This window comes from Pectobacterium zantedeschiae (assembly GCF_004137795.1).
GTDB lineage: Bacteria > Pseudomonadota > Gammaproteobacteria > Enterobacterales > Enterobacteriaceae > Pectobacterium > Pectobacterium zantedeschiae.
Genome location: NZ_NWTM01000001.1, coordinates 1,063,856 through 1,088,986, shown reverse-complemented (window position 1 = coordinate 1,088,986; position 25,131 = coordinate 1,063,856). Strand labels below are relative to the sequence as shown.

Sequence of the window (25,131 nt, the reverse complement as noted above, 5' to 3'; positions counted from 1 at the left end):
AAGAGCCATTTCACACTACCAATTTAAGTAGACTGAAGGAATACTTGGTACAAGCAAACGCACGCCATATCGGATAGAGGGGACTATGAACGAAACCATCGAAAAACTGATTGCCAGTGGAAAGGAAGGGCCATGGTGGGACTTTAAACAAACCTACCACCAAAACAATGCAGCCCTTGTTCACGATATCCTTTGCATGGCAAACGTCCTGCATGACGGTGACCGGTATCTGATTTTTGGCGTGAATGATGAAGGGTTGATTACTGGCGTGCCGGAAGATGGTAAGCAACTTAACCAGGCAAATTTAATCGATCTGTTAAGAAAAGTCAGTTTTGCAGAGCACCATTGTCCGGATATTCAGCTGCGCCACATCACACTCCAGCATAAGGTGCTGGCTATTCTACAAATTCGTAACGTCAGAATGAAACCCTACTATCTGACCCAGGACTATATAAAAGAGGGGAAAACTGTCAGAGCCGGTGTCGTTTACACCCGGCAACAAGATGCCAATACGCCCGTAACTAGCTGTGCCAGCCCTGGAGATGTCATGGCAATGTGGAGAGAGCGCTTTAACCTGGACCTGGCACCCGCTGACCGCATAGTCAGACTGCTTCTGGATTATGACAATTGGGAATATGACGGTATCAGCGAGGCCTATTATCGGTTGGACCCGGATTATGCCATTCATATTGGCGACACAGAAAAAGATATAGGAGGACAACACTGGTGGTCAACGATTAGTATTGAGCAACCTTGTCACTATGAATACATCCTCAAATACCGTGGGCGTGTACTTGAACGAGTGCCAATCGTACATTACAGAAATGAGGGTTTACAGTTTCCCTTTCCAGAGATGGATACGCTGGCTTATCCAGGAAAAAGGGATGGATTCGTAACTGATTATTATGCAGACGTTTTTTACTTCGTAAAAAACACTTTACCCTACAATCTGTTAAGTCATATCAGAGAATTACACTCACTGCCTGGCCGTAATTCAGGCATAATCATGCCGTTAACCACCCAGACCAAACCGCCGATTATCGAGCTGCCATTCATGGTGTTTGAGAACGCAGGGGAAAAAGAAGAAAAGCTAAAGTTTACTCAAAGTCAGCTTGCTGATTTTTGTCCGGATGGTGTGCCTGATACAGCATCGATGAAAACTGACCCAGAACTAAGAATGGAAGTAGAGAGACAATTTTCTTGGTGGGTTTTTAATCATATGCGTTGAGCCGAAGCCAGTAACCCTGCCTGGGAGTTGTTCATTTTTGACGTTGCAACTAAGGGTCAGCGCTACCATAGCGTGTTTTAGTGCGCACTCGCGTATTTTATCGCTCTTGGGTGAATTTGGCCTGCTTTCGCAGGCCATATACTGCCCCCACGCACGACGATGTGCTTTAAGAGAGTCAACGGCAATACCAATAAAAAGCGCTCGGTTGCACGATGTGGACTGCATCCTGATATGACTCCCGTGGACTTAGCCCCCCGGCCGCGTCCAACATAGCGAAGCCAGCACTCAGGCTCCATGACATTTTTTATACTTTACTCCCGACCCGCAGGGGCAAGGTTCATTTCTGCCTACCGCCCCGAAAAATCGCGTTACTTCGGATTTAGCCGCCTTGTAAGCAAGCTGCGCTATGTAGTTCGACTGATTTTCAACCTCCTAGAGCCGGAGAATCACCTGAGTCACGTCAGTATGAAGAGGCTTGTGAACCAGCTTGCTGCTGAGCGGCAGACACAACTGTTTATCGCCACACACAGTAGCCATATCTCGTCACGCCTCGATCTGCGTAAAGCGATCCTCCTTGGAAAGTCTCATCCAGTACGGCTTAATGAACTATCAGAGGAGACGGCTTCCTTCTTTATTAAAGCCCCGGATAATAATGTTCTTGAGTTTGCACTGTCACGACGTGTGCTCCTCGTTGAGGGGGATGCCGAATTTATCTTGATTGAGGACTTTTATCGACGCTTGTACAGTAAGGCTCCGGAGGATGATGGTATACATGTCATCGCCATCGGCGGAACAAGTTTTCGCCGCTATCTTGAGCTAGCCCGTTTGTTGGGTAACCGTGTTGCTGCACTGCGTGACAACGACGGCGACTATCAGCAGAACTGCGTTGAGCGTTACGCTGATGTACTCAGTGATGCTACGCGTATTTTTGCTGATAGCGACAACAATCGTTCAACATTCGAAATCAGTCTATACCAAGACAACACCGTATTTTGCGAGGAACTACTGGGTAGGGATCGCCGGACGCTGACTGTGCAGGCCTACATGCTGGCTAACAAGGCAGAAGCGGCATTCAGGCTTCTGCAGCAGGGCAACACTAAACTAATAGTACCTATTTATATCAGGGAGGCGCTGGCATGGATAAGAGAGTGATTTTTGCCGTTGCAGGATCAGGTAAAACTACGCTACTGACACAGAGACTGAGAGAAGATAGTCGAAGCCTGATCCTGACACACACCGTTAATAACGAAGCGCATCTGCGGGCTAGGATCATAAAGCAGTTTGGCTTTATGCCCGAAGGGATCCGAGTGATGACATGGTTTGAGTTTCTGCACAATTTCTGTTTTCGTCCATTTTTGCAGGAGCGACTTGCCTCGCGCGGCCTTAGTTTCGCTCAGCCTCCGTTAAGACTCCCGCGTACAAATGCGCTGCATTATCAGGACCGCAGTGGCCGATTGTACCATCGGCGACTCACGCAACTCCTGATCGCACTGGACATGTTGCCATCTATTTGCGATCGGTTGGTACGCTACTATGAGGAGTTACTTGTCGACGAAGTGCAGGATTTTGCCGGAAATGATTTTAACTTTTTGCTAGCTCTCTGCCGTGCAGACGTGTCGATACTGTTTGCTGGGGATTTTTATCAACATACGTTCGATGTTAGTAATCTCTGTATTTTTGAAGCCATCTCCTGGTTGTTTGCGAAGGTGGTTAGACCAGAGCATCGTATCTGAGGTTGGATGCTTCAACAGAACGAAAACCAGTCATATATAGCAGCAACGCACCTCGAAAAAGGGGCGTTCAGAGTCAGTTCTAGAACAATCGCCTATATCATAATGGAATTGGTAGCCGACTAATCCCGGCAATCATCATGGTCTGGCTAAAGTGGAGCCCGATATGAAGTTAATGTACTATCAATCTAATGCAAGAAATGGGAGCCAAGCCAAAGATCAATAACTCATTGATATGTAGCAAAGCTACGGATACATATGAAGTTGTTAACCGCTAAAGACTATTTAACATAATATACATTATGCGAACCAACGGATGTTCAGGCAGGAACTGACTGTTCCGCTGAGTAAATCCTCACCTCCGTAATTATTTGCATAACTTTTTATTTTTGCTTTGATTAAGAATCTTTTGAACTGTTCTAAATTGCTTATCATGATAAAACTCAATGTGGCAGGAGTGGCGAAAAAAAGCCCTCTGGCCTGAATCAGTCATACAACCAGCGTCCAGCTTTAGCTGACGCGATTAGCATATTGATGGTCAATGGCTTCTCGTCTTTACGGTGCTTAGTAAAATAAGCCTGAAAATTTAAATCATCAAAGTTAAGGCTAAACTCTTCAAAGACTTCCAGCAAAAGATCAGCTGCTTCAATAGGGTCCATGTTCATCGAATGATTCAGTGACGTTTCACCTGCTAACGGCTTAATTTTCAGGGATGACCATGTAATCCCATTCCATGGCTCAATAAGTTCATAAATCCGTTTTTCGATAGCATCTACCATATTTTGTCATTTCCCTTGGCGATACAGTTGTAATCTCTTAGGGTGCGGTAAGAAATATGCGACACATCAGAGGCGAGGATAATCCAGCCAACTACAGGAACGGCTCTGCCAGCAAAAGTACCTATTCTGCTTACCATTTTGATTCTAAGCGTTGACGGTGGATAACCACCTATAACAGAAGGAAGCCTGATAGGTCTGGGGAAACGAGCATTGCCAAATAATTTACGCGCCCCCTTTGAAGCCATTGATGTATCTGGAATTGCTCCGGCAAGTTTTCCACTTACAGGTAAAACATTCAACCCGGTCACAATAGACACTATCGCCCCAAAATCCTGCACACCCAATTGATTAGCGGTATTTTCGCAAAAAATCATAAACAGCAACTGACTAGCGGTCAGATTTGAGCGGCCAGCATAAAAATATGTGTTGTTAAGCTCTTCGACTGTATCCATATCCTAATCACCTGATTAAAAATAACTTTCTATACTTGGTAAGCATCTAATGCATCATTACGCATCGTACATAATACGAGTCTATAGATGAATAGGAACAATCTGGCCGAATCTCGATTTTTTGCAATGGGTACAGGGGGTAAAACACGCAGTGCGATTTATCTGGGACTCAGAGCGTTTTCCTCTACAATGTATTTTCCCGCTCGCTTATTAGGCTCATTCCTATGCCCAGACTGACTCAGAAAGACATGACAGAAAGTGAACAACGTCAACTTAAGACGTTACTCGATCAGGCAAGAAAAAAACTGGATCGTCCGTTGACCAACTCTGAGAGTAATCATATTAAAGATGATTACATCGATAAACTGATGAAGGAACGTGAAGCCGTGGCAAAGCAAGCTCGAGCCGAGCAGAAGAAAAATAAATTCAAGCCTGATTCCGCCACAACCTATGAGTGGTCTGCTAATACTAATTTACGAGGCCGCCGCTAGCGTCCCAACACAGATGATTGAAAAAGATGCCTAACGGCCGCTGCTCGCACACTCTGACTTAATGCTTCCAGCGGCACAGAGCGTATATTCCAACGGTGCCAGTACAGACCGATATCAATCGGGTTCCCAATTTGCAGCGGCACCAGTTCACCTTTTTCCGTATGAGGTGAGGCCATATGTTCAGGGAGCATCCCCCACCCTAACCCTCTGCAAATGGCGCCAACAAAGGCTGTAGTTGAAGGAACAAATTGCTGTGGTGGTTCAATCGCGTCAAGAACCAGCGACTCTATGAATAAGGACTGTAGCCTGTCTTTATTGTTAAATATCAGAAGCGGCGCTTTCTGCAAACCGTCTGCATTAATGCCGTCAGCAAAATACATATCGTGAAAAATTTGTGAGCAATAGGCGTGGTAGCGCATTGTTCCTAAATATTCTACACCGCATCCTTGAATCGGCTCTGGATTGGCACTGACTGCGGCCATGACCCGGCCTTCACGCAGTAAAGCCGCTGAATGTTCCTGATCCTCAACGAGAATGTCGAGCAACAGACCAGATTGGAGACAGGCATCTTCCATCGCATCCAGAAACCATCCATCAATAGAGTCCGCATTCACAGCGACTGAGATACGCTGTCTGGCGGGCATTTCAAGCGTGCTGAAGAGCTCATTCTCCAACATATCTATCTGTTCCGCGTGCCGAAGTAACGCTTGTCCCGTCGGCGTTGCACGACAGGGATTACCCCTTACGATCAGTACCTGACCGAGCTGATCTTCCAACTGCTTGATACGCTGGCTGATGGCAGACTGCGTGACATGAAGTTTACGAGCCGCAATTTCAAAACTGCCGCTCCGGACGATCTCCATGAATGCTCTCAAGCAAGGGTAATTCAGATGCATGGTTATTTTTTCTTAACAATATCAGGGGGATTCAATCTGCCTTAAGTAAGGAAACAATACAACTTTCGTAGCGTTACGAATGGCATACACGATATTGGGGGATATGGATAAGCGTTGAATATATCAACCCGGCAACCTCATGGTCGCCGGGTGATGTTGCTTCTTTTTACCTCAATAATGCATGGGGTGAAACGTGCTGCTGCTCCAGGCGGAAATGCTCTATCGTTTGCGCCAACAGCATCGACTGATCTTCCAGTGAACTGGCTGCGGCAGACATCTGCTGCACCAGCGCGGAGTTTTGCTGCGTTACGCCATCCATTTCATTGACGGCGATCGTTACCTGACTGATGCCTTTCGCTTGCTCATCCGATGCGGTGACAATCTCACCGATAATGCTTTGTACTGAACTGACGGCATGCGTCATATCCTGCATGGTTTTACCTGCATCATTCACCAGTTTAACGCCACTTTCAACGCGCTGGCTGGATTCCTCAATCAGGGCGGCAATCTCTTTCACCGCACTGGCACTGCGCTGTGCCAGACTGCGAACTTCCGATGCCACGACGGCGAATCCTCTTCCCTGCTCACCCGCTCGCGCTGCCTCTACCGCCGCGTTCAGCGCCAGAATATTGGTCTGGAAAGCGATGCTGTTAATCATGGAGGTAATATCGCCAATTTTCTTCGCACTATCGTCAATCTGCGACATCGTCAGCACCACCTGACTAACCAGCGATTCACCGCGCTGAGCGATCTTCGTGGCATTCTCTGTCAGCGTTGTGGCCTGATGGGCATTGTTGGCATTGTGTTTCACTGTGGCAGTAATCTCCTCCATGCTCGCCGCTGTTTGTTCCAACGCGGCAGCCTGCTGCTCCGTACGCGAGGCAAGATTGAGGTTGCCGCTGGCAATTTCCGCCGCGCCTTGTCGCACAGAATCACTGGCGTCCTTGATCTGTCCGACCACCTGACGCAACTGTGATTGCATCGTATTCAGCGCGAAGAATAGGCTGCTGCGATCGTTGGTTTTCACGTCAATCACATTACTCAACCGTCCTTCCGCAACAGACAGCGCGATAGTTGCCGCTTCAAGTGGCTCGCCGCCAATCGGTTTAAGCACTTTACGGCTGAATACCCAGCCCAGCAGCGCACTCACCAACAGAATACTGATCACCATCATGATGACGGCATTGATCAACTGGCGCTGAGAAGCGGCCATCACCTGGCTCATTGGAGCAACAATGCCCAGATACCATTTCTCCGTGCTGTTGCCGATAGTGACCGGCTGCCAGGTAACCAGCGCTTGTTCGCCCAAAATCGCATCATCGTGCTGTACCACTGAAGAGGTGAAATTGTCCGTTGGCCCTTGCCAGGCTTTGCTCGTCTGCGATTTATCAGGATAAGAGATGACTTTACCCGCGCTGGATAACAGCATTGCGTAGCCACCGCCTTCCCAGGGTTTAATCTGGTTAACTTTTTGCTGCAATGACGCAAGAGAAATGTCGGAAGTGACGACGCCCCACAGTTTCCCCTGACTGACAATCGGTGCGGCGACTGACGTCAGCAGCGTTGGGATGCCGTTGTAAGCATAGGTGTAGGGTTCAATTAGCGTATCTTTCTGACTCTTCTGCGGCAGCAGATAGTAATCGCCCTGGCCTGGAGTCAGGTAAGAAAGAAGAGGATGCATCTTGTAATTGCCAGTCTGATCGCGGTCAACAAACCAAGCGTAGCGACCTTTTGGTGCCTGGCCCGGTTGATCGGCAAACTCGGCATCTCGCCCGTCAAACATATTCTCTTCAAAAATGACTGAAATCGAGAGATATTCCGGGTTATCTCGTAGAGCATACTCCATCATTTTATCGACCACCGCGCGGTCTTTAATGCCTGCGGATGGCAACGCAGCCAGCCCTTGCCCGAGGTTATGCGCCACATCACGAGCGTAATTGAGTTCCTGCTGAATTCTCAGGGCTTCGCTTTGCGCGATCTGCTGTAAATAACGCTCGGCCAAAGATTTTTGTTCACTACTGGACTGCCAACTGAGCACCCCGATGGTGACAGCGAAACCGAGTGCGATGGTGAATGCGCCAGTTAACAATACCTGGGCGCGGGTGCTCATTGTCTTTTTTTGTATTAGTTGCTTGGCCATTATGGCTCTCCTGGTGTTGACACTTATCGTAATCAACAATCCCTTGCAATGAGTTCCCTGCTATTTGTCTATCGGCGTTTTTTTTTTGAACTTTAACGGCGCAGAAATGAACAAGATATAAGGGATGGAGGCCAAGGGTCGTAGGAGATCGTTTTTTTACGTCATAGACTTAGCCGCAGTCTGACGATGCGTCAGATTCCAGACTTTTGTGCATATTAAAACCGGTAATCTGGAATCCGTGTTTTTCATATAACGCCTTGGCAACTGAGTTACCCGTAGCGACTCTTAGCCCGACTTCGCGAATACCTAACGCCGCGACCGCCACATCCATCGCTGTCAGTGAGGCTTTACCAAAACCGCGGCCGCGCCATGCTGGCAGAAGGCAAAAATCAGATACCCAAGCAGAGTTCCCGTTCAGAATCACCCACAAATAGCCGATCACGACGCCTTCGTTCGTTAAAGAATGTATGGACCATAATTTATTGGCTGGTGTGTGAGTACCTTGCGGTAACGCAATATCGATAGATTGCGTGGCGATCGCCCTCGCCTTTTCCGCGTCATATCCTCGGGACTCTTGCAAATCCTGAGCATATTCAAGAATAAAGAACTGACGATAGTCGGGATAATCCAACTCGGTCATATCCGTTAAATGTACCATTGCGCTCACTTACTTTCCCCGAACCGAGTGACGGCTGTTATTCAGCAATTTCAGCCATCACATAATTTATTTTCAACATAATCAATATAATGACACACTCCGCGCGGTTCCGATAATGAAACAAAACCGCGTAGAAACGTCAGGATGGAGTTTCAGATGCTGTTCGGGCTGCACGATCGCGGGCGGAAGAAGAACAAATAAAGGCCAGAATAACCATGATAAGCACCGGTAGCATGGCGATGCGTAACCCCGCAACCTCACCAAGAAAGCCCAATGCAGGCGGACCCACGAGAAAAGCAAAATAGCCTAATGTTGCGGCAATCGTGACGCGAACGGCACTGTTATCTCCACTTCCTGCGGCGGAAATTGTGAGTGGGAACCCCAGCGATGCACCAATACCCCAGAAGATAACCGCGGCGGCTGCCAGCAGTGGCGCATCGGAAAAGATGACAAGCGTCAGTCCCAGAGCAGCGGAAGCGGCACTGAATCGGAGAACATTGACCTTGCCGAAACGGTCGACAAAATACCCGCCAGCAAAACGGCCCAGCGTCATACCCGCCGTAAACCCGACATAAACCAGCGTCCCCGTCGTATGCCCGAAATTGTGACCATCGATCATCAGTAACGGCAGCCAGTCGTTGGCTGAGCCTTCCGCAAGCGCCATAGCAAGAATAACCACGCCCAGAATCAGCAGTCGGCTGTCTTTTAGTTCATTGAAAACCTGAGTCTTGTAATTCCCTTTTTCTTCTTGCTCTGCGTTTGCCAAATCACTCAACCACGGCATTTTGCGCATTAGTAAAATAGCGGTAAGTATCGACAGGGCAACCACGACCAGAAAATGCAGCGTCGTATCGATGCCAAAAGCCGTCATCAACATCCCTGCTAATGCACCAACCAGTGTACCCAGGCTGAAAAATCCATGTAGCGTTGTCATCAGGCTTTTCTTCAGGTGCTGCTCAAATGCCGCGCCTTCAATGTTGATGGCGATATCAACCAGGCCGACGCCCGCACCGAAAATCAGTAACCCCATAAAGGCACTGGGTGTGCTCCGAATCGACAGCGAAACGGCAAGGACAAGTAATCCAAGCAGAAGCAGTAGAAATCCACTGGCCATGGTTTTACGAATGCCGAGGACATTAATAACTTTACCCGCAGCCAATACGCCGAGCATGGAACCACATGAAAAACCGAACAGGATCATGCCCATTGTTTCCGTCGAAGCATTCAAAACATCACGCATAACGGGGGTTCGGGTCACCCAGGTTGCCCACGTAAAACCGGGAATAAACATGAGTCCGAACAGTGCGAATTTATTGATAGCGGGTTTTGTGGTCATAGCTCTCGTCGTCTTTATTTACATCAATTCGTACATATGTACGAATAACTATCGCACAAATATGCACCCTATTGCACCTGTTTCATTACGTTCTTTTTCACAAAAAGATGTCCGGTAAGAGCGTGCCAGAGGGTATCAGGATGTCAGTTTTATCACGGTATTGAGAATGTCTTCGCGGCTGACAGCTTCATTATTGAGATAGTTATGGATCGTATACCCTTCAATCACTGCATCCAGTGAGCACGCGGTTGCGATGTTGAAATGAAGGTGAAGTGATTTTCTGCTACGCGTCATCCACTCCTGCAATATCAGCCGGTACTCTTCTTTGCGCGATGCCAGCGCGTACAGTTCAAAGCTTAATGTCAGATGACGTGGAGTCGCCCAGATATCGCCACAGATCAGGTCAACTACCGCTTCACGCGCGCTGTTGATGTCCTTTGCCTGCTTGAGGCGGACACGGAATGCCTGTGAGATACCATCAACCATGTAGACGAACGCATTGTTCAGCAGTAATTCAATACTGCTATAGCGGTAGGTCAGCGTCCCCGGAGAAAGCCCAGCCTGTTGCGCAATTTTTCGGTAGGTTGCCCCCCTCACGCCATGATCGAGTATGACTTCCAGCGCGGCCTCAAGAATTCTGTGTTGTGTATCTTTGCCATCATGCGTTGCATCGTGTGATGGTGACATCATTCTGTTCCCCCTTTAGCTGGCAATACTGACTATCGTAACCTTTATAATAAAAAAACCGCCAGTGGTTCGATTCCCACTGGCGGTTTATGGTAAACAAAAAGCGGTTAGCCTCTTAATTTACTGTGGTATTCACCTTTCAACGTATTGATTTCTGCTAATACGGCTTTGGCTTCGCTCACTTTACCTGCATCAGCCAGAGCCTGCGCACTGTCGACTTTTTGCAAAATCTTATCCAAACCTTCCACATAGGCTTTTCGGTCTGGGCCGTCTGCGGGTTGCTTAGCGAAATCAGGCGGTACTTGCGTTTTAGCATGCTCGACATGTTCGCGGAATGTGCTCAGCGCGGTTTTCAACGTTGCGGCATCGTCCGCCTTCGTTGCCGAGGTATAACTTTTTTGCATGCCACGCATGTCTTCCGACACGGTTGCATTCGCCAAAACCGGTGTCAGCAAACTCCCGGCCAGCAGTACAGAAAAACAGATCTTGGTCATTCTATTCATCTTGAATTCTCGCTTGTGTTCCATAGCACGACATACTCGGAGAATCTGGTCATCACACGCCGACCAGCCCAATATTGATCTTGTTATATTGCGACCTACGCCATTGCCCACATCACGGAGCGATGACTAGGCTAATTTTATGGTTATTACGGTAAAGATGTTAAATTATTTTTAATCGTTTCGTTGTTTTTAATTGTATAAATGTAAAAAGGCTCACCAGTATCACTCTGATGAGCCTTTTATCAGCACCAATTTTATTGGCAAAGCAGGTGTTCCGTCGTCTTGGTTCAGCAGCTTACTCTTCGTTCAACGAGCGCTTAGTTCAACTGATAATCCAGCGTAATCTCTGCCTTGAGCACTTTTGACACCGGACAGCCTGCTTTCGCTTTTTGGATAATCTTATCGAATGTGGCTTCATCAATCCCCGGTAGCGTCACCGTGCTGTGAAGGGCAATCTTGGTGATCGCGAATCCACCATCAACTTTATCCAGCGAGACATCCGCAGTCGTATCAATTGACTCGGGTTTATGCCCTTCTTCGCCTAACATCAGCGATAGCGCCATAGAGAAACAAGCCGCATGCGCCGCACCAATCAACTCTTCGGGATTTGTGCCGGGCTTATCCTCAAAACGGGTATTGAAACCGTAAGGTTGCTGCTGCAATGCCCCGCTTTCCGTTGAGACAGTGCCTTTTCCCTGCTTGATATCACCTTCCCAATGCGCCTGTCCTTTCTTATGAATAGTCATGTAATCTCCTCTTCATCATAGATTAGCTATTGGCAGCTAGCGAAATTATGCTGTCACCATACCCTTTAAACCGTAGAACACATTCTGCATAAATCCAAATCTATTATTTCAATAATAATTTCACACCATAGAAATAAACTCAGTGATATATTCACTGCTTTATTTTTTTAAGATAAAACCGATTTACTTATTTATACAAAACGCTGATTATCGATGTGCCAAAGCAATCGACTTTCAGAAAATGGACTTCTGTTTTGGTGTATTTTTACAACTCACCTATGTTATTAATCTTGAATCATATTGGATGTGAAACATGAATAAAATAACCTCGTTAGCTTTGTCTGCATTATGCGTCATTCCCCTGATTAATACCGCACACGCCCAGTGGGAACTGGACGATATCTGTTACGGCTATGCAACCGCAACCGGCTCTGGGTATCAGGGCGGCGCACTCTTATTGGATCCGATCCCCCAGAATATGGAGATCACAGCGTTAAACAGAAGCCAGCTGGATTATCGTGGTGTGAAAGCGTCACTGGCAGGGGCTTACCTGAAAGTAAATGGCCCAAAAGGTAGTACGGTCGTTTATGTCACAGACCTTTACCCTGAAGGTGGAGATTGTGCATTAGATTTATCATTTAATGCTTTCGAAAAAATAGGTGACCTGCGGGATGGGAAAATTAATATAGACTGGACGCTGATCGAAGCACCGGTAAATGGAAACGTTATTTATCGTATAAAGGAAGGCTCAAATCCTTATTGGGCGGCAGTGCAATTCAGAAATGTAAAATATCCGGTTATTGAAATGAAATATATGCGCGGTAACCAATGGATTGCCGCACAAAAAACAGACTATAACCACTTTATTGTTGAGCACGTCGGAATGAACGATATTCCCATTGAATTTACTGATGTAAAAGGCAACGTCCTCAGTGATACGTTGCCGCCGATGTCACAAAGTACCTCATCCGCCTACCTGATCACAGGCAACGTCCAACTGTAATCGCCCACAGTATGAGGGACGCTGACACCGTGCAGTATCCCTCGTTTCTGTCAGATTACGTTTAATAAAAGCGCCCGCTATTTTGCCTAATGCTGATCGTTTAAGCATCAAGGTACACGGAATGAACACCGGTGTGAGACGTTCCTACGGGAATCTTCCCTGTCTTTTCCCTAATCACGAGCTAAAGTGAGCAGCATCGCACCATTTTTTTCAGTGTTATCATCATATTATCTGGACGTTGCCCGCAGCTTGTGAGTGATATTTCTCGTTTCCCACTTTTTCTATTGCTCAAATATTTGTTAGTTTTATCACTTCTTTAAGCGTTTGATTCGCCATCATTCGCACTACAGTATACCCTGTCGCAGATTACATTTTATTTTCTGCTTTAGGCATCATTACAAAAGGTCTCTTTTGCGTGGCAAAATTATTTTTACGTAGTGGAAGTTTGGATGATTTTCTGGCGCTGGGTGAGAACGGGCAGCCAGTTTATGCATCGGCACTTCAATTGCGGGAAACGTTACGTCTCAGAAAACAACAGCAGATTGCCGATTGTCTGGCAATTCCCCAACCCAACGAGCATGGCGACCGCATTGACTGGTATTCACCGGTTGACGGTAAAGTCACCTCCTGGATTGCCGCTAGTGAAGAAGAACGAGAAAAGGCGCTGGCGTTACTGGAAACCTATCAAACTGCGGTTGCCGACATCAGCCAGCGTGCGCAAAATGCAGAAAAAGCCGGGCAGAAACTTTTTGGTGTCCTGCTGGCAAAAGCAATACAGTTCCCAGGCGCGAACCACGTCTATCTGGTTGATGGTAAGCCAGTCTTAACATTCTGGGGCTTCGTCAATCTCGATAAGAAATCCCGCCTTGATGCGTTGGACTGCCTGCGGCCTGTCATTAAGGAAGTTGAGCCACTTTTTGTTGCCCCTGTTCCCGTAGCTAGCGCCCCAACGCCTCCGCTGGTCGACCCTGAACCTGAGCCGGAACCACAGCCTATTATTCAGCCCGAGCCTGTCGCTGCGGCAGCAACGTTGCCTGCTCGTCCGCCATTCTTCCGTCTGTGGTGGCTATTACCTGCCGCCGCACTATTAGCAATTTTGTCATTACAGATACGCGGCTGTGTTTCAGGGCAAGATGACAAACCGACATCCGACCAAGCGGCAACGGTCAAACCGGAAAAACGCGCGCTGCCTTCTTCCACGCCAGCGGAACCTACGCCACCACCAGTTCCGGCTATCGCAGAAAAAGAGAGTGTGAAAGCGGCTGAGCCCCCTATTTCAGCTCCACCTGTCGCTGCTGCGCCGACCGTAGAAGCAGCTAAACCAGAAGCCCCTGCTGCCGCAGAACCCAAAGAGCCTGTTGCTCCGCCAGTTGAACCAGCGACAGAGCAAGTGCCAGCACTTCCTGCCGGCAAAGATGATTTAGTCATGCCAGCCGACGCAGTGAAAATTGGTTCCATCAAGTTCCTGAACGGCAACTGGCGCGTCATTGTTGATGGCAAAGCCCCGATTACTGGCAGGCCGCCTAGCCTGCGTTACCAAATCCAAAATGGTAAAGGAACGGCACGCATTACTCATGGTGACGGTGTCACGTGTCGCGCTAACGTTGAGGCAGGATTAATGGGATCCGGTAACCTGATCATCAACAGCCGTTCTGGTGCGCGCTGTTCCGATAATTCTCGTTTCCAAATGCCAGAGCTGGTCTGTAAACAAGGTGCATCCGGCACCGCTGCGGAGTGTATTGGTCGTTATGACGCAGACACCGTTTTCCCGATGACGATAAAGCGCGAGAGTAAATAATCATGCTGGCGACGATTACCGATTATAAACAACGCATTACGTTGATTCAGGACAGCGGGATTCAGTTTTTGGATTTTGCTTTAAAGCCGCAGTTTTTGGCTGAACAGCCTAACTGCTATGTGCGTAAAAGTGCCAACGGTCCCTTATTGCACCTGCTTTATGATGAGCATACGGATAAATTCTTGCTGCCTTCTACAACAGGTATGCCACCGGAAGTGGTGAAGCCTGAGTTAAGTATTTCACTTGAGCAATCACTGAAGCTGCTGGAGAAGATCTGGCTGCCGCTGCCCTTCTTCCGCTTCAATCCACCGCGTACCTTTATGGGCGGCCCAGACAACTGGGCGCGGATGCAGATCCTTGCGTTGGATACGCCCGATCAGGACGGTAACACGCACCGTATTTGTCTGGCGTTTGATACCAAAACCTATCCCGAAGGCCACGAGTATGAGTCACTGGCACCGAATGCCAATGACATCAAAACCGGCGGAAATTTCGCGCTGGCTTATCACAGCGATGAGCTGGGTGAATTCCTCGATGAAACCTGGGTCGACGGCTGGCTGCGTGAAGTCTTTACTCAGCGGGTTAAAGCACTGGAAAATCGCGATAGCCATGATGTGAAAGTGGCGCTCAGAGGATTCGAATATCAGGCACATTACCTGAATGTGTTGGATATGCTGGGCAACCAGCTTGAAGTACCGGAAATCCGCATCAATACCAGCACGTTGCAAGAACCAGCCGTCAACGTTGACTTGATTTTGGATGTCGGTAACTCGCACACCTGCGGCATTCTGGTAGAAGACCATGCAGATGAAAGCAACGGTCTGAAACAGACCTATGAGCTGCAACTGCGCGATCTGAGTGAGCCGCACTATCTGTATAACGAATTGTTTGAGAGCCGCGTTGAGTTTTCACAGGCAAAATTCGGCAAGGAAAACTTCTCCGTGGAAAGCGGCCGTGATGACGCTTTCATCTGGCCGTCGATCACCCGTGTCGGACGTGAAGCCAGCCACATGGCGCTGCTGCGTCAGGGAACGGAAGGATCGAGTGGTATTTCCAGCCCGCGTCGTTATCTGTGGGACGAAGAGAGTTATGCGCCAGGCTGGCGCTTCAGCCAGACGGACGCGCATTCTCAAACCGAACCGTTAGCGACAGCTATGCCGCTGACCATCATGCTGAATGATGAAGGTCAACCGCTCTACAACCAGCCGCTGGATGAGCGTTTACCGGTGTTTTCGCCACACTATAGCCGCAGTTCGATCATGACCTTCATGCTCTCCGAATTGCTGGCACAGGCGCTCATGCAGATGAACAGTGCCGCCCAGCGATTGAAAATGATCCACAGCAGCGCACCGCGCCAACTGCGTAACATCATTTTGACGTTGCCTTCCGCGATGCCGAAGCCTGAGCGTGAAATTTTCCGCCGCCGCATGCATGAAGCGATTGCGCTGGTCTGGAAAGCGATGGACTGGCACCCGATGGATGAGGATTTCACCACGCTGGCTGACAAGCAGCAGAGTCGAGTTCCCGTGCCTGACGTGCAAATCGAATGGGACGAAGCCACATGCGGGCAGATGGTTTATCTGTACAACGAAGCACAGGTGAACTTTGGTGGCCGAGCAGAAGATTTCTTCGCCAGCATGGCTCGCCCAGATAAAGAACTCGATGAAGGTGAACCCGCAGGGAAAACGTTGCGCATTGCCTCAATCGACATCGGCGGCGGCACCACTGACCTTGCCATTACGCAATATCTGCTCGATGACGGTGTCGGTAATAACGTTAAAATCATTCCACGCCTGCTGTTCCGTGAAGGTTTTAAGGTCGCAGGCGACGATATCCTGCTGGATGTGATTCAGCTTTATATCCTCCCCGCGCTACAGGCTGCACTGAAAACCGCAGGAATGGCTAGCCCGGATGTGCTGATGGCGAAGCTGTTCGGCAATGAAGGCCGTATGGATGCGCAACTTACGCTGCGCCAGCAGGTAACGTTGCAGGTCTTCATTCCAATTGGTCGCGCAATTCTGGAAGCCTACGAACGCTTTGATCCGCTGGACACCAGCGCCGAGATCGAATCCACTTTCGGTGAACTGTTGGAACAGGCTCCGACGGAAAAAGTGCTGGAATACATCAATACGGAAGTACAGCGCGAGCTACCAGTTAGCGATGTCGTCTTTGATATTTTGCAGGTGCCGCTTATTCTCAAGCTGAGCAAACTGCACGGCGAATTCTTGTCGAACAAAATGAACATCACGCAGAATCTGCGACTGATGTCTGAAGTGGTATCGCTGTATTCATGCGATGTGCTGCTGCTCACGGGTCGTCCTTCGCGCTTCCCTGGAATTCAGGCGCTGTTCCGCCACCTGCAACCACTGCCGATTAACCGGATGCTGTCGCTGGATGGCTATCACACTAATGACTGGTATCCGTTTAACAAACGTGGGCGCATCGATAACCCGAAATCCACCGCTGCTGTCGGCGCGATGCTGTGCCTGTTGGCGCTCGATCTGCGTCTGCCGGGCTTTTACTTTAAGGTCGGTGATTTCCAGCCGTATTCCACAGTACGCTACCTCGGCATGATGGACAGCAACAACGCGCTGACGTTGGATAATGTGTATTACAGCGATATCGATCTGGATGAGCCTGATTTCGTGCTGGATCCGAAACACAGCTTCCAGGTGCGTGGTTCTCTCTGCCTCGGATTCCGCCAGTTGGACAATGAACGCTGGCCAGCGTCCTCGCTCTATATGCTATCGATTGTCGATCAGGATTTAGCCCGTAAGGTCGTCGGCGACAGTAAGCTACGCGTGCGACTAGCTGTGACGAAGAGCGATGACCAAGATAGCCCCGAGCGCTTTGAGATTGCTGATGCAGTGCTGGAAGACGGTACCCGCGTTCCACCTCATCATTTACGACTTAAATTGAACACATTATCCGCTAACGGTTCTGGAGCGACCCATTATTGGATCGATAGTGGGAGTGTATTTAAAAAATGAAACGATTAACGCCCAAACAGCTCTCCACCCGGCTTCACAGCCAGCTACAGGCCGTCGCGCAAGGTGTTGAACAGGCCATAGACTGGGTTGAAAGCACGCGTCAGAACGCCCCACGCCTGGATATTGAAGCCGACCGTCTTATTGTCAAACTGCGCCGTAACCACAATAAAGCGCAGCACCTGTCCGATGTGGCGCAGAAAGAGATTGCTATCGGCTTTTTTGGCCTGTCTCAGGCGGGGAAAAGCTATCTTATCTCGTCGTTGGCAGGGGGAGAAAACGGCAAGCTGGAAACCTCATTTGAAGGGCAACAGCTGGATTTTATCGATCACATTAATCCCTCCGACCGGGCAACCGCGCTCGTTACGCGCTTTAGCAGACAGTCGGGCGTGAAGAACAAATCGTTTCCTGTTCAGTTACAGCTCCTCAGCGAGCTGGATGTCGGCAAGATCATGGCTAACGCGTTTTTAAACGATCTCAACCAAGAGACAACGTTTGAAGAGCTGGATGAACGCCATATCGCCGAGCATATTAAAACGCTGTTGATGCACCGCCAGCCAGAACCCGTTGAAGGGATGAGCCGCGATGAAGTGGTCGAACTCTGGGATTATCTCGTGCGTCACGATGTGAAGCGGCAAAAGCAATTGGAAGCACACTTTTGGCCAGTCGCGATTGAATTAGCGCCTTATCTCACCGTAGATGACCGCGCCCAACTCTTCTCCGTACTGTGGGGAGAGTTGAATTCGCTGACCTCTGCGTATCGCCATTTCAGCCACACGCTGCAACACTTGTCCGGTGCGAGTAAGTTATTAGCACCGTTGCGAACACTGGTGGATGATGAGTTAAATCCGGCAGACGGTCTGATCGACGGTTCCGCGCTGGAACGACTGCACAGTACTGACGATCCTAGCGTGCTGGTGCGCCCGATTCAAAACGGTCGCGCCGGGAAAACGGCAGAACTCTCGCTGGCGGAGTTAACGATGCTGACGGCGGAGTTACTTATCCCGCTACAATCGCCGCCAAAAGAAGCGTTGTTCGAGCAGGTTGATGTACTGGATTTCCCCGGCTTTGGTGAGCTTCGCGAGACGCGGAACGCGCCACCAGCGAGAGGTCAAAATACACTGTATCCGCTGGCGCACACGCTATTGCGTGCCAAACGTGCCTATCTGCTGGAACGCTATACCGATAATCAGGAAATGAACGTACTGATGGTATGCAGCGCCGCTGGCGATCGTGCCGACGTTAAAGTGGTCGGCAAGGCGCTGGATCACTGGGTTAAACAGACTCAGGGTGAAAATGCGCAGGTTCGTAGCCACCGCAAACCGGGGCTGATTTGGGCGGTGACCCGCCACGACCGTCGTATTACGCACGGGCAAAACTACGACGCCGCAGTACAACGTTATGTCGGTAATCCGGGGGACGCCTGGGGAACGATGCTGGCGATGGACAAACGTGGTGTCACACGGATGGCAACCTGGTTGGGGACTGAAGTTCACCGGGAAGTGAAGCTGGGACGCATCAACGAACAGCTTAACGAGATCCAACGTGAACTCAGCGATAACCTACTGGGTAACTGGTATCTACCCGTGGATGTTGACGATCCGGCTGAAAAACAGCGCATTGCAGAAACCTTGCTTAAATCACTCCAGACCCGCACCGGTGTGCACGGTGAGCTGCTGGAACGCCTTCTGCCCTCGCGTGATGAGCTGCGCCGTTTGTATCTGCAACAGAAAGGAACAAGTTACGGCGGTTTCCATGCCGATGCTGAAGACCTGTCTGCGCCTTTGACGAATAGCGATCCGTTTGGTGTCGGGATCGAAATCGATCTGTTTGCCGATGAGCCGATCGCTATCGACCAGCCTGTAATGCCCGTTCTGACGATCGATCATGGCTATGAAGCGGACTATGCGCACGGCGTTTATCGTTACTGGATTAACTATCTGCGCGGCCTACCGGAAAATGCCCCACTCCTCGATCTGCTGAATGTGCCGAAATCAACGATCGAAATGCTGGTCGAAGAACTGATTACCGGCAGCATCCGTTTACGTATCGAAGAAGCATTGGTCGATATGTTGGTTGATGGTGAGCAGTTAGGCATTAATCGCGAGAATAAAGCCGATCGTCAGGTTTCACGCGTGCTAACTATTCTCGGTGACTTTGTCGCCTGGCTCGGCTTCCAACAGCTTGATGAATCCCTGCGCCCTGCCAGCCGCATCAATCGCGGCCATAAAATTTTCGCCAAGCCGGAAAAACAGGCGGTCAGCTTTGGGGCCTCACAGCGCTTAACCAAACTGTCGCTCACGCCGACCAACAATACGGCATTTTATATCTATGACTGGCTGGTTGGTCTGAATGAGATGATTATCCAGAACGCAGGCTACTCCGCTGCGCGAGAAGTTAGTGCTGAACAGCGTGAGCAACTCGGCACAATTTTGGCGCTGATTAAGCCCGCTGAGAAATAACAGTCAACCTACCGCTGCTGATGTAAGAAACATGGCGTGACGTTGTCACTAAAACTCGCGCCATGTTTTCCTTTTTCTGCCACATCCTCCCTCCTAATGTATTTATCTTCTGTTGTGTTCCTCAAAATCGTATTTGACGAACTGTGGATTCAATCTATACCTAACTATATGACTTTCAATTAATAAACGTTGAGTTCCTCTATCTGTTAGCCATTCTAATTATGTGGGAATGGGTGACCTTAACGGGAGTGGTTATGACGATAGAAAAAGCGCGCAAGGGGGACGATATATCGCTAGAAAACGGCGAATATGAGTCTGTTTTGCTGAAAATAAGGGCATTCTATCGAGAGCTGACAATCGAGAGATTAACGGAGTTGGGTGATATTTATCATCAGGACATTCATTTCATCGATCCCGTATCCAGTCATCACGGACTGAGTATGTTACATCGTTACTTTTCCCATTCACTCGACAATCTGAGCTACTGTCAGTTCGATATCAGCGACATCCACACTTTCCGCGGCGGTGCAACGATGTTCTGGACAATGCACTATGCGCATCCGTCGTTAAAGCGAAATGCGCCGCTGACGCTCGCGGGTTGTAGCCACCTGCTCTTCGCGGACGACAAAGTGATCTACCATCGCGACTATTACGACATGGGCGCGATGCTTTATCAGCATGTTCCCTTGCTCGGCTCGTTAATCCGTTATTTCAAATCGAGACTTCAGGCATGAAGCGAGTGTTAATTACTGGCGCCAGCTCTGGAATCGGCAAACAGCTGGCGCTGGATTATGCCAGAGACGGTTGGGATGTCCTCGCCTGTGGGCGTGATGAACAACGGCTTCACGCACTGACAGTCTCTTTTCCTACCCTTCACACGCGGGCATTTGACATGACGGTTCTGGCCGACACCCGTCAAGCGTTGGAGGGTATCACAGCCGATCTGGTGATTCTCTGCGCGGGAACCTGTGAATACTTGGATAACGGTGTCGTTGAGGCGGAAAAAATAAACCGGGTGCTGACAACCAACGTGATCGGTCCGGTAAATTGTCTGTCGGTATTATTGCCACAGCTTGCCAGCCACAGCCATCTGGCGTTGGTTGGTTCAACCGCCAGCCTCGTTCCCTTACCGAGAGCGGAAGCCTATGGCGCCTCAAAGGCGGCGCTGGCCTATTTCGCTCGTAGCCTGTCGTTAGACTTACAGGCGCGTAATATCACCGTGTCGCTGATCCTGCCAGGTTTTGTGGATACTCCGCTGACCGCGCGTAATGATTTCCCCATGCCGATGTTGATTTCCGTCTCACACGCCTCTGATGCTATTCGGCGTGGTCTGGCAAAGAAGAAACGTGAAATCGCCTTCCCTCTGCGCTTTGCGCTATTACTCAAATTGATTTCTGTGCTTCCACAGTCATGGCAACGTCTGCTGGCCAGCCGCTTAGTAAGGTAAAAAATATGAAGATTGCCATTATTGGTAGCGGCATTTCCGGTTTAACCTGCGCGCTCAAGTTATCCGAGCGCTTTCATGTGTCAGTATTTGAAGCGAACGATTATCTGGGGGGCCACACGGCAACGGTCGATGTGGTTCAGCATGGCATTACCTATGCCATCGATACCGGGTTTATTGTCTATAACGAGCGGACCTATCCAAACTTCATTGCTCTGCTGGATGAACTGGGGTTAACCGGCCAGCCTACAGAAATGAGCTTCTCGGTTAGTAATCCGGTTTCTGGGCTGGAATATAACGGGCATACCTTAAACACGCTGTTTGCCCAGCGCGGCAACCTTTTACGCCCCGCGTTTTATCGCTTTATTGCGGAAATCGTGCGCTTTAACCGCGTGTGCAAGCAATATCTGACTGACGGTAATTATCAGGGGCTGACGCTAAGCCATTTATTGCAGCAGGAAAAGTTCTCGTCGTTCTTTGCTCAGCACTATCTTTTGCCCATGGGCGCGGCGATTTGGTCATCATCGCTTGAAGATATGCGACATTTTCCCCTGTCACTTTTCCTGACCTTCTTCAATCATCATGGGCTATTGGATTTGGTCAATCGTCCGCAGTGGATGGTGGTACCCGGAGGTTCGCGGGAATATGTGCGGCGTATTGCCGAGCGTATCCGCGATCGAGCGACGATCCACCTCCAAACGCCTGTCAGTCAGGTAACACGCGATGACGCAGGCGTTACGGTGCATACCGCCGAACAGGTATATCGGTTCGATCAGGTTATTTTTGCCTGCCATTCCGATCAGGCGCTGGCGCTGTTGGAAACGCCTATGCCCAATGAGCAGCACATTCTCGGTGGCATACGTTATCAACCTAACCACGTGATTTTGCATACCGATACCCGACTTTTACCTCGTAGCCGACGGGCATGGGCCAGTTGGAATTACCGTCTACCGGTCGATCAGGCATTTAGCCGTTCGCGTGCGTCCGTCACCTATAACATGAACATCCTGCAAGGCATTGGTTCATCCACCACTTTCTGTGTTTCGTTGAACCCTCAGCAAGATATCGACCCGAGTAAAATCTTGCATCGCGCGGTTTATCATCACCCCGTATTTACTCAACAGACGACGGAATATCAACAGCAACGTGAATGTATTAGTGGGCACAACCGTAGCTGGTTTTGTGGTGCCTATTGGTATAACGGTTTTCATGAAGACGGTGTAAGAAGCGCGCTGGATATCGTCAACCACATCGAACAAGGTGTGCAATATGAATAGCGCGCTGTATGTGGGTAAGGTTCGTCATCGACGTTTTACGCCCGTCACGCATCGTTTCGACTATGCATTATTCATGGCGTTAATCGATTTAGATGAAATCCCCTCCTTGCCGCACGTAGGCATTGCATTGGAGCGTTTTGCTCCAGCGTCATTTTATCGCGGTGATTACCTCGGTGGCGGTGATATCAAAACCAAAGCACAGGATCGCATTGCGGAACTGACTGGGGAACGCCTCACAGGGAAGGTCTTGCTGCTATGCCAACTACGCTATTTTGGCTGCTATTTCAATCCGGTTAATTTCTATTATTTGTACGATGAGCATAACCAGCTACGCTGGTTATTGGCAGAAGTGCGAAATACGCCCTGGAACGAACGTCATACATATGCCGTCGTCCCCGATGGTTCTACCCCCATTTCCAAGGCGTTTCACGTGTCGCCTTTTAACCCGATGGATATGGTGTACCACTGGCGACTCACGCCGCCCGTCGAGCGTTTGAGGATCCATATCGAGAATCACAGGCAAGGACGCGAATTTGATGCGACGCTATTACTGCATCGTCAGCCGCTCACTCGCGCCGCCCTACGTAACCAGCTTTGGTCCCTGCCGTTAATGACGATGAAGACCGCCTGCACCATATATTGGCAGGCTTTGAAACTGTGGATTAAACGTTCTCCCGTTTATCCTCATCCGCAGTCTGGAAAGAAGGACAACTAATGAGCTCAACGGAAACACAGTTGGTGCGTCACCCGTACGATACTGCTCGCTATGCCCGAGCCAGAAAAATGGTATTTGCCTTGCTTGGGCGAATAGAAAACGGCAGTGTGCGCCTCCTCGAATCAGGAGGTAATGAATCGTTATTCGGGGATCAACACGCGGCGCTGCAAGGTGACATCACGGTACACCATCCTCGTGTTTATCGTCGTATCTTGTTGGGCGGGAGTATAGCCGCCGGAGAAAGCTATATTGATGGCGACTGGAGTTCAACAAACCTCACGCTCGTTCTTCAGTTATTGGCACAGAATCAGACGTTAATCGATACGCTTGAAACGCGTTTTGGCTGGATCACGAGACCATTTCATCGGTTTATCCACTGGTGCCGCCGTAATCATCCAGAGCAGGCGAAGAAAAACATCGCCGCCCATTACGATCTGGGCAACCATTTTTATCGCAGTTTTCTCGATAGCGAGATGCTCTATTCCAGCGCCTGGTATCAGCAACCCGACATGTCGCTGGAGGAGGCGCAGCGCGCCAAGCTCCGTCGTCTCTGTGAACAGTTAGCGTTGTGTGAAACCGATCATTTGTTGGAAATTGGCACCGGATGGGGAGGATTAGCCGAACTGGCCGCTCGTGAATATGGCTGTCACGTCACCACGACTACGCTGTCACAGCAGCAGTATGACTATGCAGTTGAGCGTATCCAGCAAGCGGGACTGAGTCATAAAGTGACTGTGCTGCTACAGGATTACCGCGTATTGACCGGCCAGTATGACAAGCTGGTATCAGTCGAAATGATCGAAGCCGTTGGCAAAGCCTATTTGCCCACCTTCTTCACACGCTGCCAACAATTGCTGCGTCCACAGGGCCGTATGGTGCTTCAGGCAATCACGATTGCTGACCAGCGCTACAGCCATTACTGCCGTAATGTGGACTTTATCCAACGCTATATTTTCCCCGGTGGTTTTCTGCCCTCGATTACTGTGATGACCACAACCATGACGCGGCATACCGACTTTATCACTCGCGATCTGTTTGATATCGGTCAGGATTATGCCCGCACCCTCTGTGAATGGCGTCAGCGTTTTTATCAACAGTGGCATAGGCTAAATGCGCAAGGCTTTGATGAATCTTTCCAGCGCCTGTGGGTGTTTTACCTTTGCTATTGCGAAGCAGGTTTTCGCGCACGCACCATCAGCACGGTACAGCTCACGGCAGAAAGGGCATGAGCTAAAATCATCGGACACTCAAAACCTAAGAGGCAAAAGACAATGAAACTGAAGGCACTTATCCTGACAGGCGTGCTCTTTTCCTGTTCTACCTTCGCGGCAAGCACCACGGTTACGCTGAATGAAGCACTGCCTACTGGTGCTGGCAACAGTATCGGTGAAGTCTCCATTACGGAAACGCCCTATGGCCTGCTTTTCACTCCGAATCTGAAGGGACTGGACGCGGGTGTCCATGGATTCCACGTACATGAAAATGCCAGTTGTGAACCTGCCGAGCAAGACGGTAAGTCCGTTCCGGCGCTTGCAGCAGGCGGCCACCTCGATCCGAAAAAAACCGGTAAACACCTTGGGCCCTATAACGATCAAGGGCATTTAGGCGATTTGCCCGGATTAGTAGCTAATACCGACGGCACGGCAACGTATCCGATTCTGGCTCCTCGGATAAAATCACTGTCTGAGGTAAAAAATCATGCATTGATGGTGCATGTCGGCGGGGATAACTACGCGGATATGCCCGCAAAGCTGGGAGGTGGCGGTGCCCGCATGGCGTGTGGTGTGATTAAGTAAATC

Annotated in this window: 22 protein-coding genes and 2 pseudogenes; 14 read left to right on the top strand and 10 right to left on the bottom strand. The window is 49.6% G+C overall.

Annotation, left to right across the window (positions count from 1 at the left end; all coding sequences use genetic code 11):
- Nucleotides 1-85 precede the first annotated feature (85 nt).
- Nucleotides 86-1,228, top strand: a complete 1,143-nt coding sequence (locus CLR69_RS04885) for an AlbA family DNA-binding domain-containing protein (protein ID WP_129711227.1) — start codon at nt 86-88, stop codon at nt 1,226-1,228.
- A 285-nt stretch (nt 1,229-1,513) separates the two neighbouring features.
- Here CLR69_RS04885 and CLR69_RS04880 read toward each other — a convergent pair whose 3' ends face one another.
- Nucleotides 1,514-1,636, bottom strand: a complete 123-nt coding sequence (locus CLR69_RS04880; RefSeq protein WP_242451629.1) for an SEC-C metal-binding domain-containing protein — start codon at nt 1,634-1,636, stop codon at nt 1,514-1,516.
- A gap of 21 nt (nt 1,637-1,657) precedes the next feature.
- Here CLR69_RS04880 and CLR69_RS04875 point away from each other — a divergent pair.
- Both CLR69_RS04875 and CLR69_RS04870 read left to right on the top strand, forming a co-directional pair.
- Nucleotides 1,658-2,380, top strand: a pseudogene (locus CLR69_RS04875) (ATP-dependent nuclease); the annotation flags it as partial.
- Nucleotides 2,365-2,895 (top strand): annotated as a pseudogene (locus CLR69_RS04870) (DNA helicase UvrD); the annotation flags it as partial. The pseudogenes CLR69_RS04875 and CLR69_RS04870, both read left to right, overlap by 16 nt.
- A gap of 548 nt (nt 2,896-3,443) precedes the next feature.
- Here CLR69_RS04870 and CLR69_RS04865 read toward each other — a convergent pair.
- Nucleotides 3,444-3,737 (bottom strand): DUF1493 family protein, encoded by a 294-nt coding sequence (locus tag CLR69_RS04865; protein ID WP_129708026.1) that lies wholly within the window; start codon nt 3,735-3,737, stop codon nt 3,444-3,446.
- A complete protein-coding gene (locus CLR69_RS04860; protein WP_129708029.1) occupies nt 3,731-4,189 on the bottom strand; it encodes an STM2901 family protein in 459 nt (152 codons plus the stop codon). The genes CLR69_RS04865 and CLR69_RS04860 overlap by 7 nt, the downstream gene beginning before the upstream one ends.
- 224 nt (nt 4,190-4,413) lie before the next feature.
- Between CLR69_RS04860 and CLR69_RS04855 the strand changes: the two genes are divergently transcribed.
- Nucleotides 4,414-4,680 (top strand): YjbD family protein, encoded by a 267-nt coding sequence (locus CLR69_RS04855; protein ID WP_129708031.1) that lies wholly within the window; start codon nt 4,414-4,416, stop codon nt 4,678-4,680.
- Here CLR69_RS04855 and CLR69_RS04850 read toward each other — a convergent pair.
- From CLR69_RS04850 to CLR69_RS04820, 7 genes are all read right to left on the bottom strand, one after another.
- A complete protein-coding gene (locus CLR69_RS04850) occupies nt 4,677-5,576 on the bottom strand; it encodes an HTH-type transcriptional regulator ArgP (protein WP_129711226.1) in 900 nt (299 codons plus the stop codon). The two genes, CLR69_RS04855 and CLR69_RS04850, sit on opposite strands and share 4 nt — an antisense overlap.
- A gap of 166 nt (nt 5,577-5,742) precedes the next feature.
- Nucleotides 5,743-7,716: a methyl-accepting chemotaxis protein gene (locus tag CLR69_RS04845; protein WP_129711225.1), complete on the bottom strand. Its 1,974-nt coding sequence runs from the start codon at nt 7,714-7,716 to the stop codon at nt 5,743-5,745.
- A 169-nt stretch (nt 7,717-7,885) separates the two neighbouring features.
- Nucleotides 7,886-8,374: a GNAT family N-acetyltransferase gene (locus tag CLR69_RS04840; RefSeq protein WP_129708345.1), complete on the bottom strand. Its 489-nt coding sequence runs from the start codon at nt 8,372-8,374 to the stop codon at nt 7,886-7,888.
- A 139-nt stretch (nt 8,375-8,513) separates the two neighbouring features.
- Nucleotides 8,514-9,710 carry an MFS transporter gene (locus CLR69_RS04835; protein ID WP_129708040.1) on the bottom strand — a complete coding sequence of 399 codons (1,197 nt, stop codon included), beginning with the start codon at nt 9,708-9,710 and terminating at the stop codon, nt 8,514-8,516.
- A gap of 135 nt (nt 9,711-9,845) precedes the next feature.
- On the bottom strand, nt 9,846-10,400 hold the full coding sequence (locus CLR69_RS04830) for a TetR/AcrR family transcriptional regulator (protein WP_129708043.1): 555 nt from the start codon (nt 10,398-10,400) through the stop codon (nt 9,846-9,848).
- Nucleotides 10,401-10,504: 104 nt separating this feature from the next.
- Nucleotides 10,505-10,891, bottom strand: a complete 387-nt coding sequence (locus CLR69_RS04825) for a cytochrome b562 (protein ID WP_242451555.1) — start codon at nt 10,889-10,891, stop codon at nt 10,505-10,507.
- Between the two features lie 326 nt (nt 10,892-11,217).
- Entirely contained in the window at nt 11,218-11,646 is a 429-nt protein-coding gene (locus CLR69_RS04820; protein WP_129711224.1) for an OsmC family protein, read from the bottom strand.
- 313 nt (nt 11,647-11,959) lie between these two features.
- On the opposite strand from CLR69_RS04820, the gene CLR69_RS04815 reads away from it, so the two are divergent.
- From CLR69_RS04815 to sodC, 10 genes are all read left to right on the top strand, one after another.
- Nucleotides 11,960-12,649, top strand: a complete 690-nt coding sequence (locus tag CLR69_RS04815) for an expansin EXLX1 family cellulose-binding protein (protein WP_129708052.1) — start codon at nt 11,960-11,962, stop codon at nt 12,647-12,649.
- Nucleotides 12,650-13,064: 415 nt separating this feature from the next.
- On the top strand, nt 13,065-14,447 hold the full coding sequence (locus tag CLR69_RS04810) for an SrfA family protein (protein WP_129711223.1): 1,383 nt from the start codon (nt 13,065-13,067) through the stop codon (nt 14,445-14,447).
- Between the two features lie 2 nt (nt 14,448-14,449).
- Nucleotides 14,450-17,437 carry a virulence factor SrfB gene (locus CLR69_RS04805; RefSeq protein WP_129711222.1) on the top strand — a complete coding sequence of 996 codons (2,988 nt, stop codon included), beginning with the start codon at nt 14,450-14,452 and terminating at the stop codon, nt 17,435-17,437.
- Nucleotides 17,434-19,896, top strand: coding sequence for a putative virulence factor (locus CLR69_RS04800; RefSeq protein WP_129711221.1), 2,463 nt, complete (start codon nt 17,434-17,436; stop codon nt 19,894-19,896). The genes CLR69_RS04805 and CLR69_RS04800 overlap by 4 nt, the downstream gene beginning before the upstream one ends.
- A gap of 254 nt (nt 19,897-20,150) precedes the next feature.
- Nucleotides 20,151-20,630, top strand: coding sequence for a nuclear transport factor 2 family protein (locus tag CLR69_RS04795; RefSeq protein WP_129711220.1), 480 nt, complete (start codon nt 20,151-20,153; stop codon nt 20,628-20,630).
- On the top strand, nt 20,627-21,343 hold the full coding sequence (locus tag CLR69_RS04790; protein ID WP_129711219.1) for an SDR family NAD(P)-dependent oxidoreductase: 717 nt from the start codon (nt 20,627-20,629) through the stop codon (nt 21,341-21,343). Before CLR69_RS04795 ends, CLR69_RS04790 begins: the two co-directional genes overlap by 4 nt.
- A gap of 5 nt (nt 21,344-21,348) precedes the next feature.
- Nucleotides 21,349-22,617, top strand: a complete 1,269-nt coding sequence (locus CLR69_RS04785; protein ID WP_129711218.1) for an NAD(P)/FAD-dependent oxidoreductase — start codon at nt 21,349-21,351, stop codon at nt 22,615-22,617.
- Nucleotides 22,610-23,332 (top strand): DUF1365 domain-containing protein, encoded by a 723-nt coding sequence (locus CLR69_RS04780; RefSeq protein WP_129711217.1) that lies wholly within the window; start codon nt 22,610-22,612, stop codon nt 23,330-23,332. The genes CLR69_RS04785 and CLR69_RS04780 overlap by 8 nt, the downstream gene beginning before the upstream one ends.
- A complete protein-coding gene (locus tag CLR69_RS04775) occupies nt 23,332-24,561 on the top strand; it encodes an SAM-dependent methyltransferase (RefSeq protein WP_129711216.1) in 1,230 nt (409 codons plus the stop codon). Before CLR69_RS04780 ends, CLR69_RS04775 begins: the two co-directional genes overlap by 1 nt.
- Before the next feature lie 42 nt (nt 24,562-24,603).
- The gene (gene sodC / locus CLR69_RS04770; protein ID WP_129711215.1) at nt 24,604-25,128 is read left to right on the top strand and encodes a superoxide dismutase family protein; all 525 of its coding nucleotides are present in this window, start codon (nt 24,604-24,606) and stop codon (nt 25,126-25,128) included.
- Nucleotides 25,129-25,131: the final 3 nt, after the last annotated feature.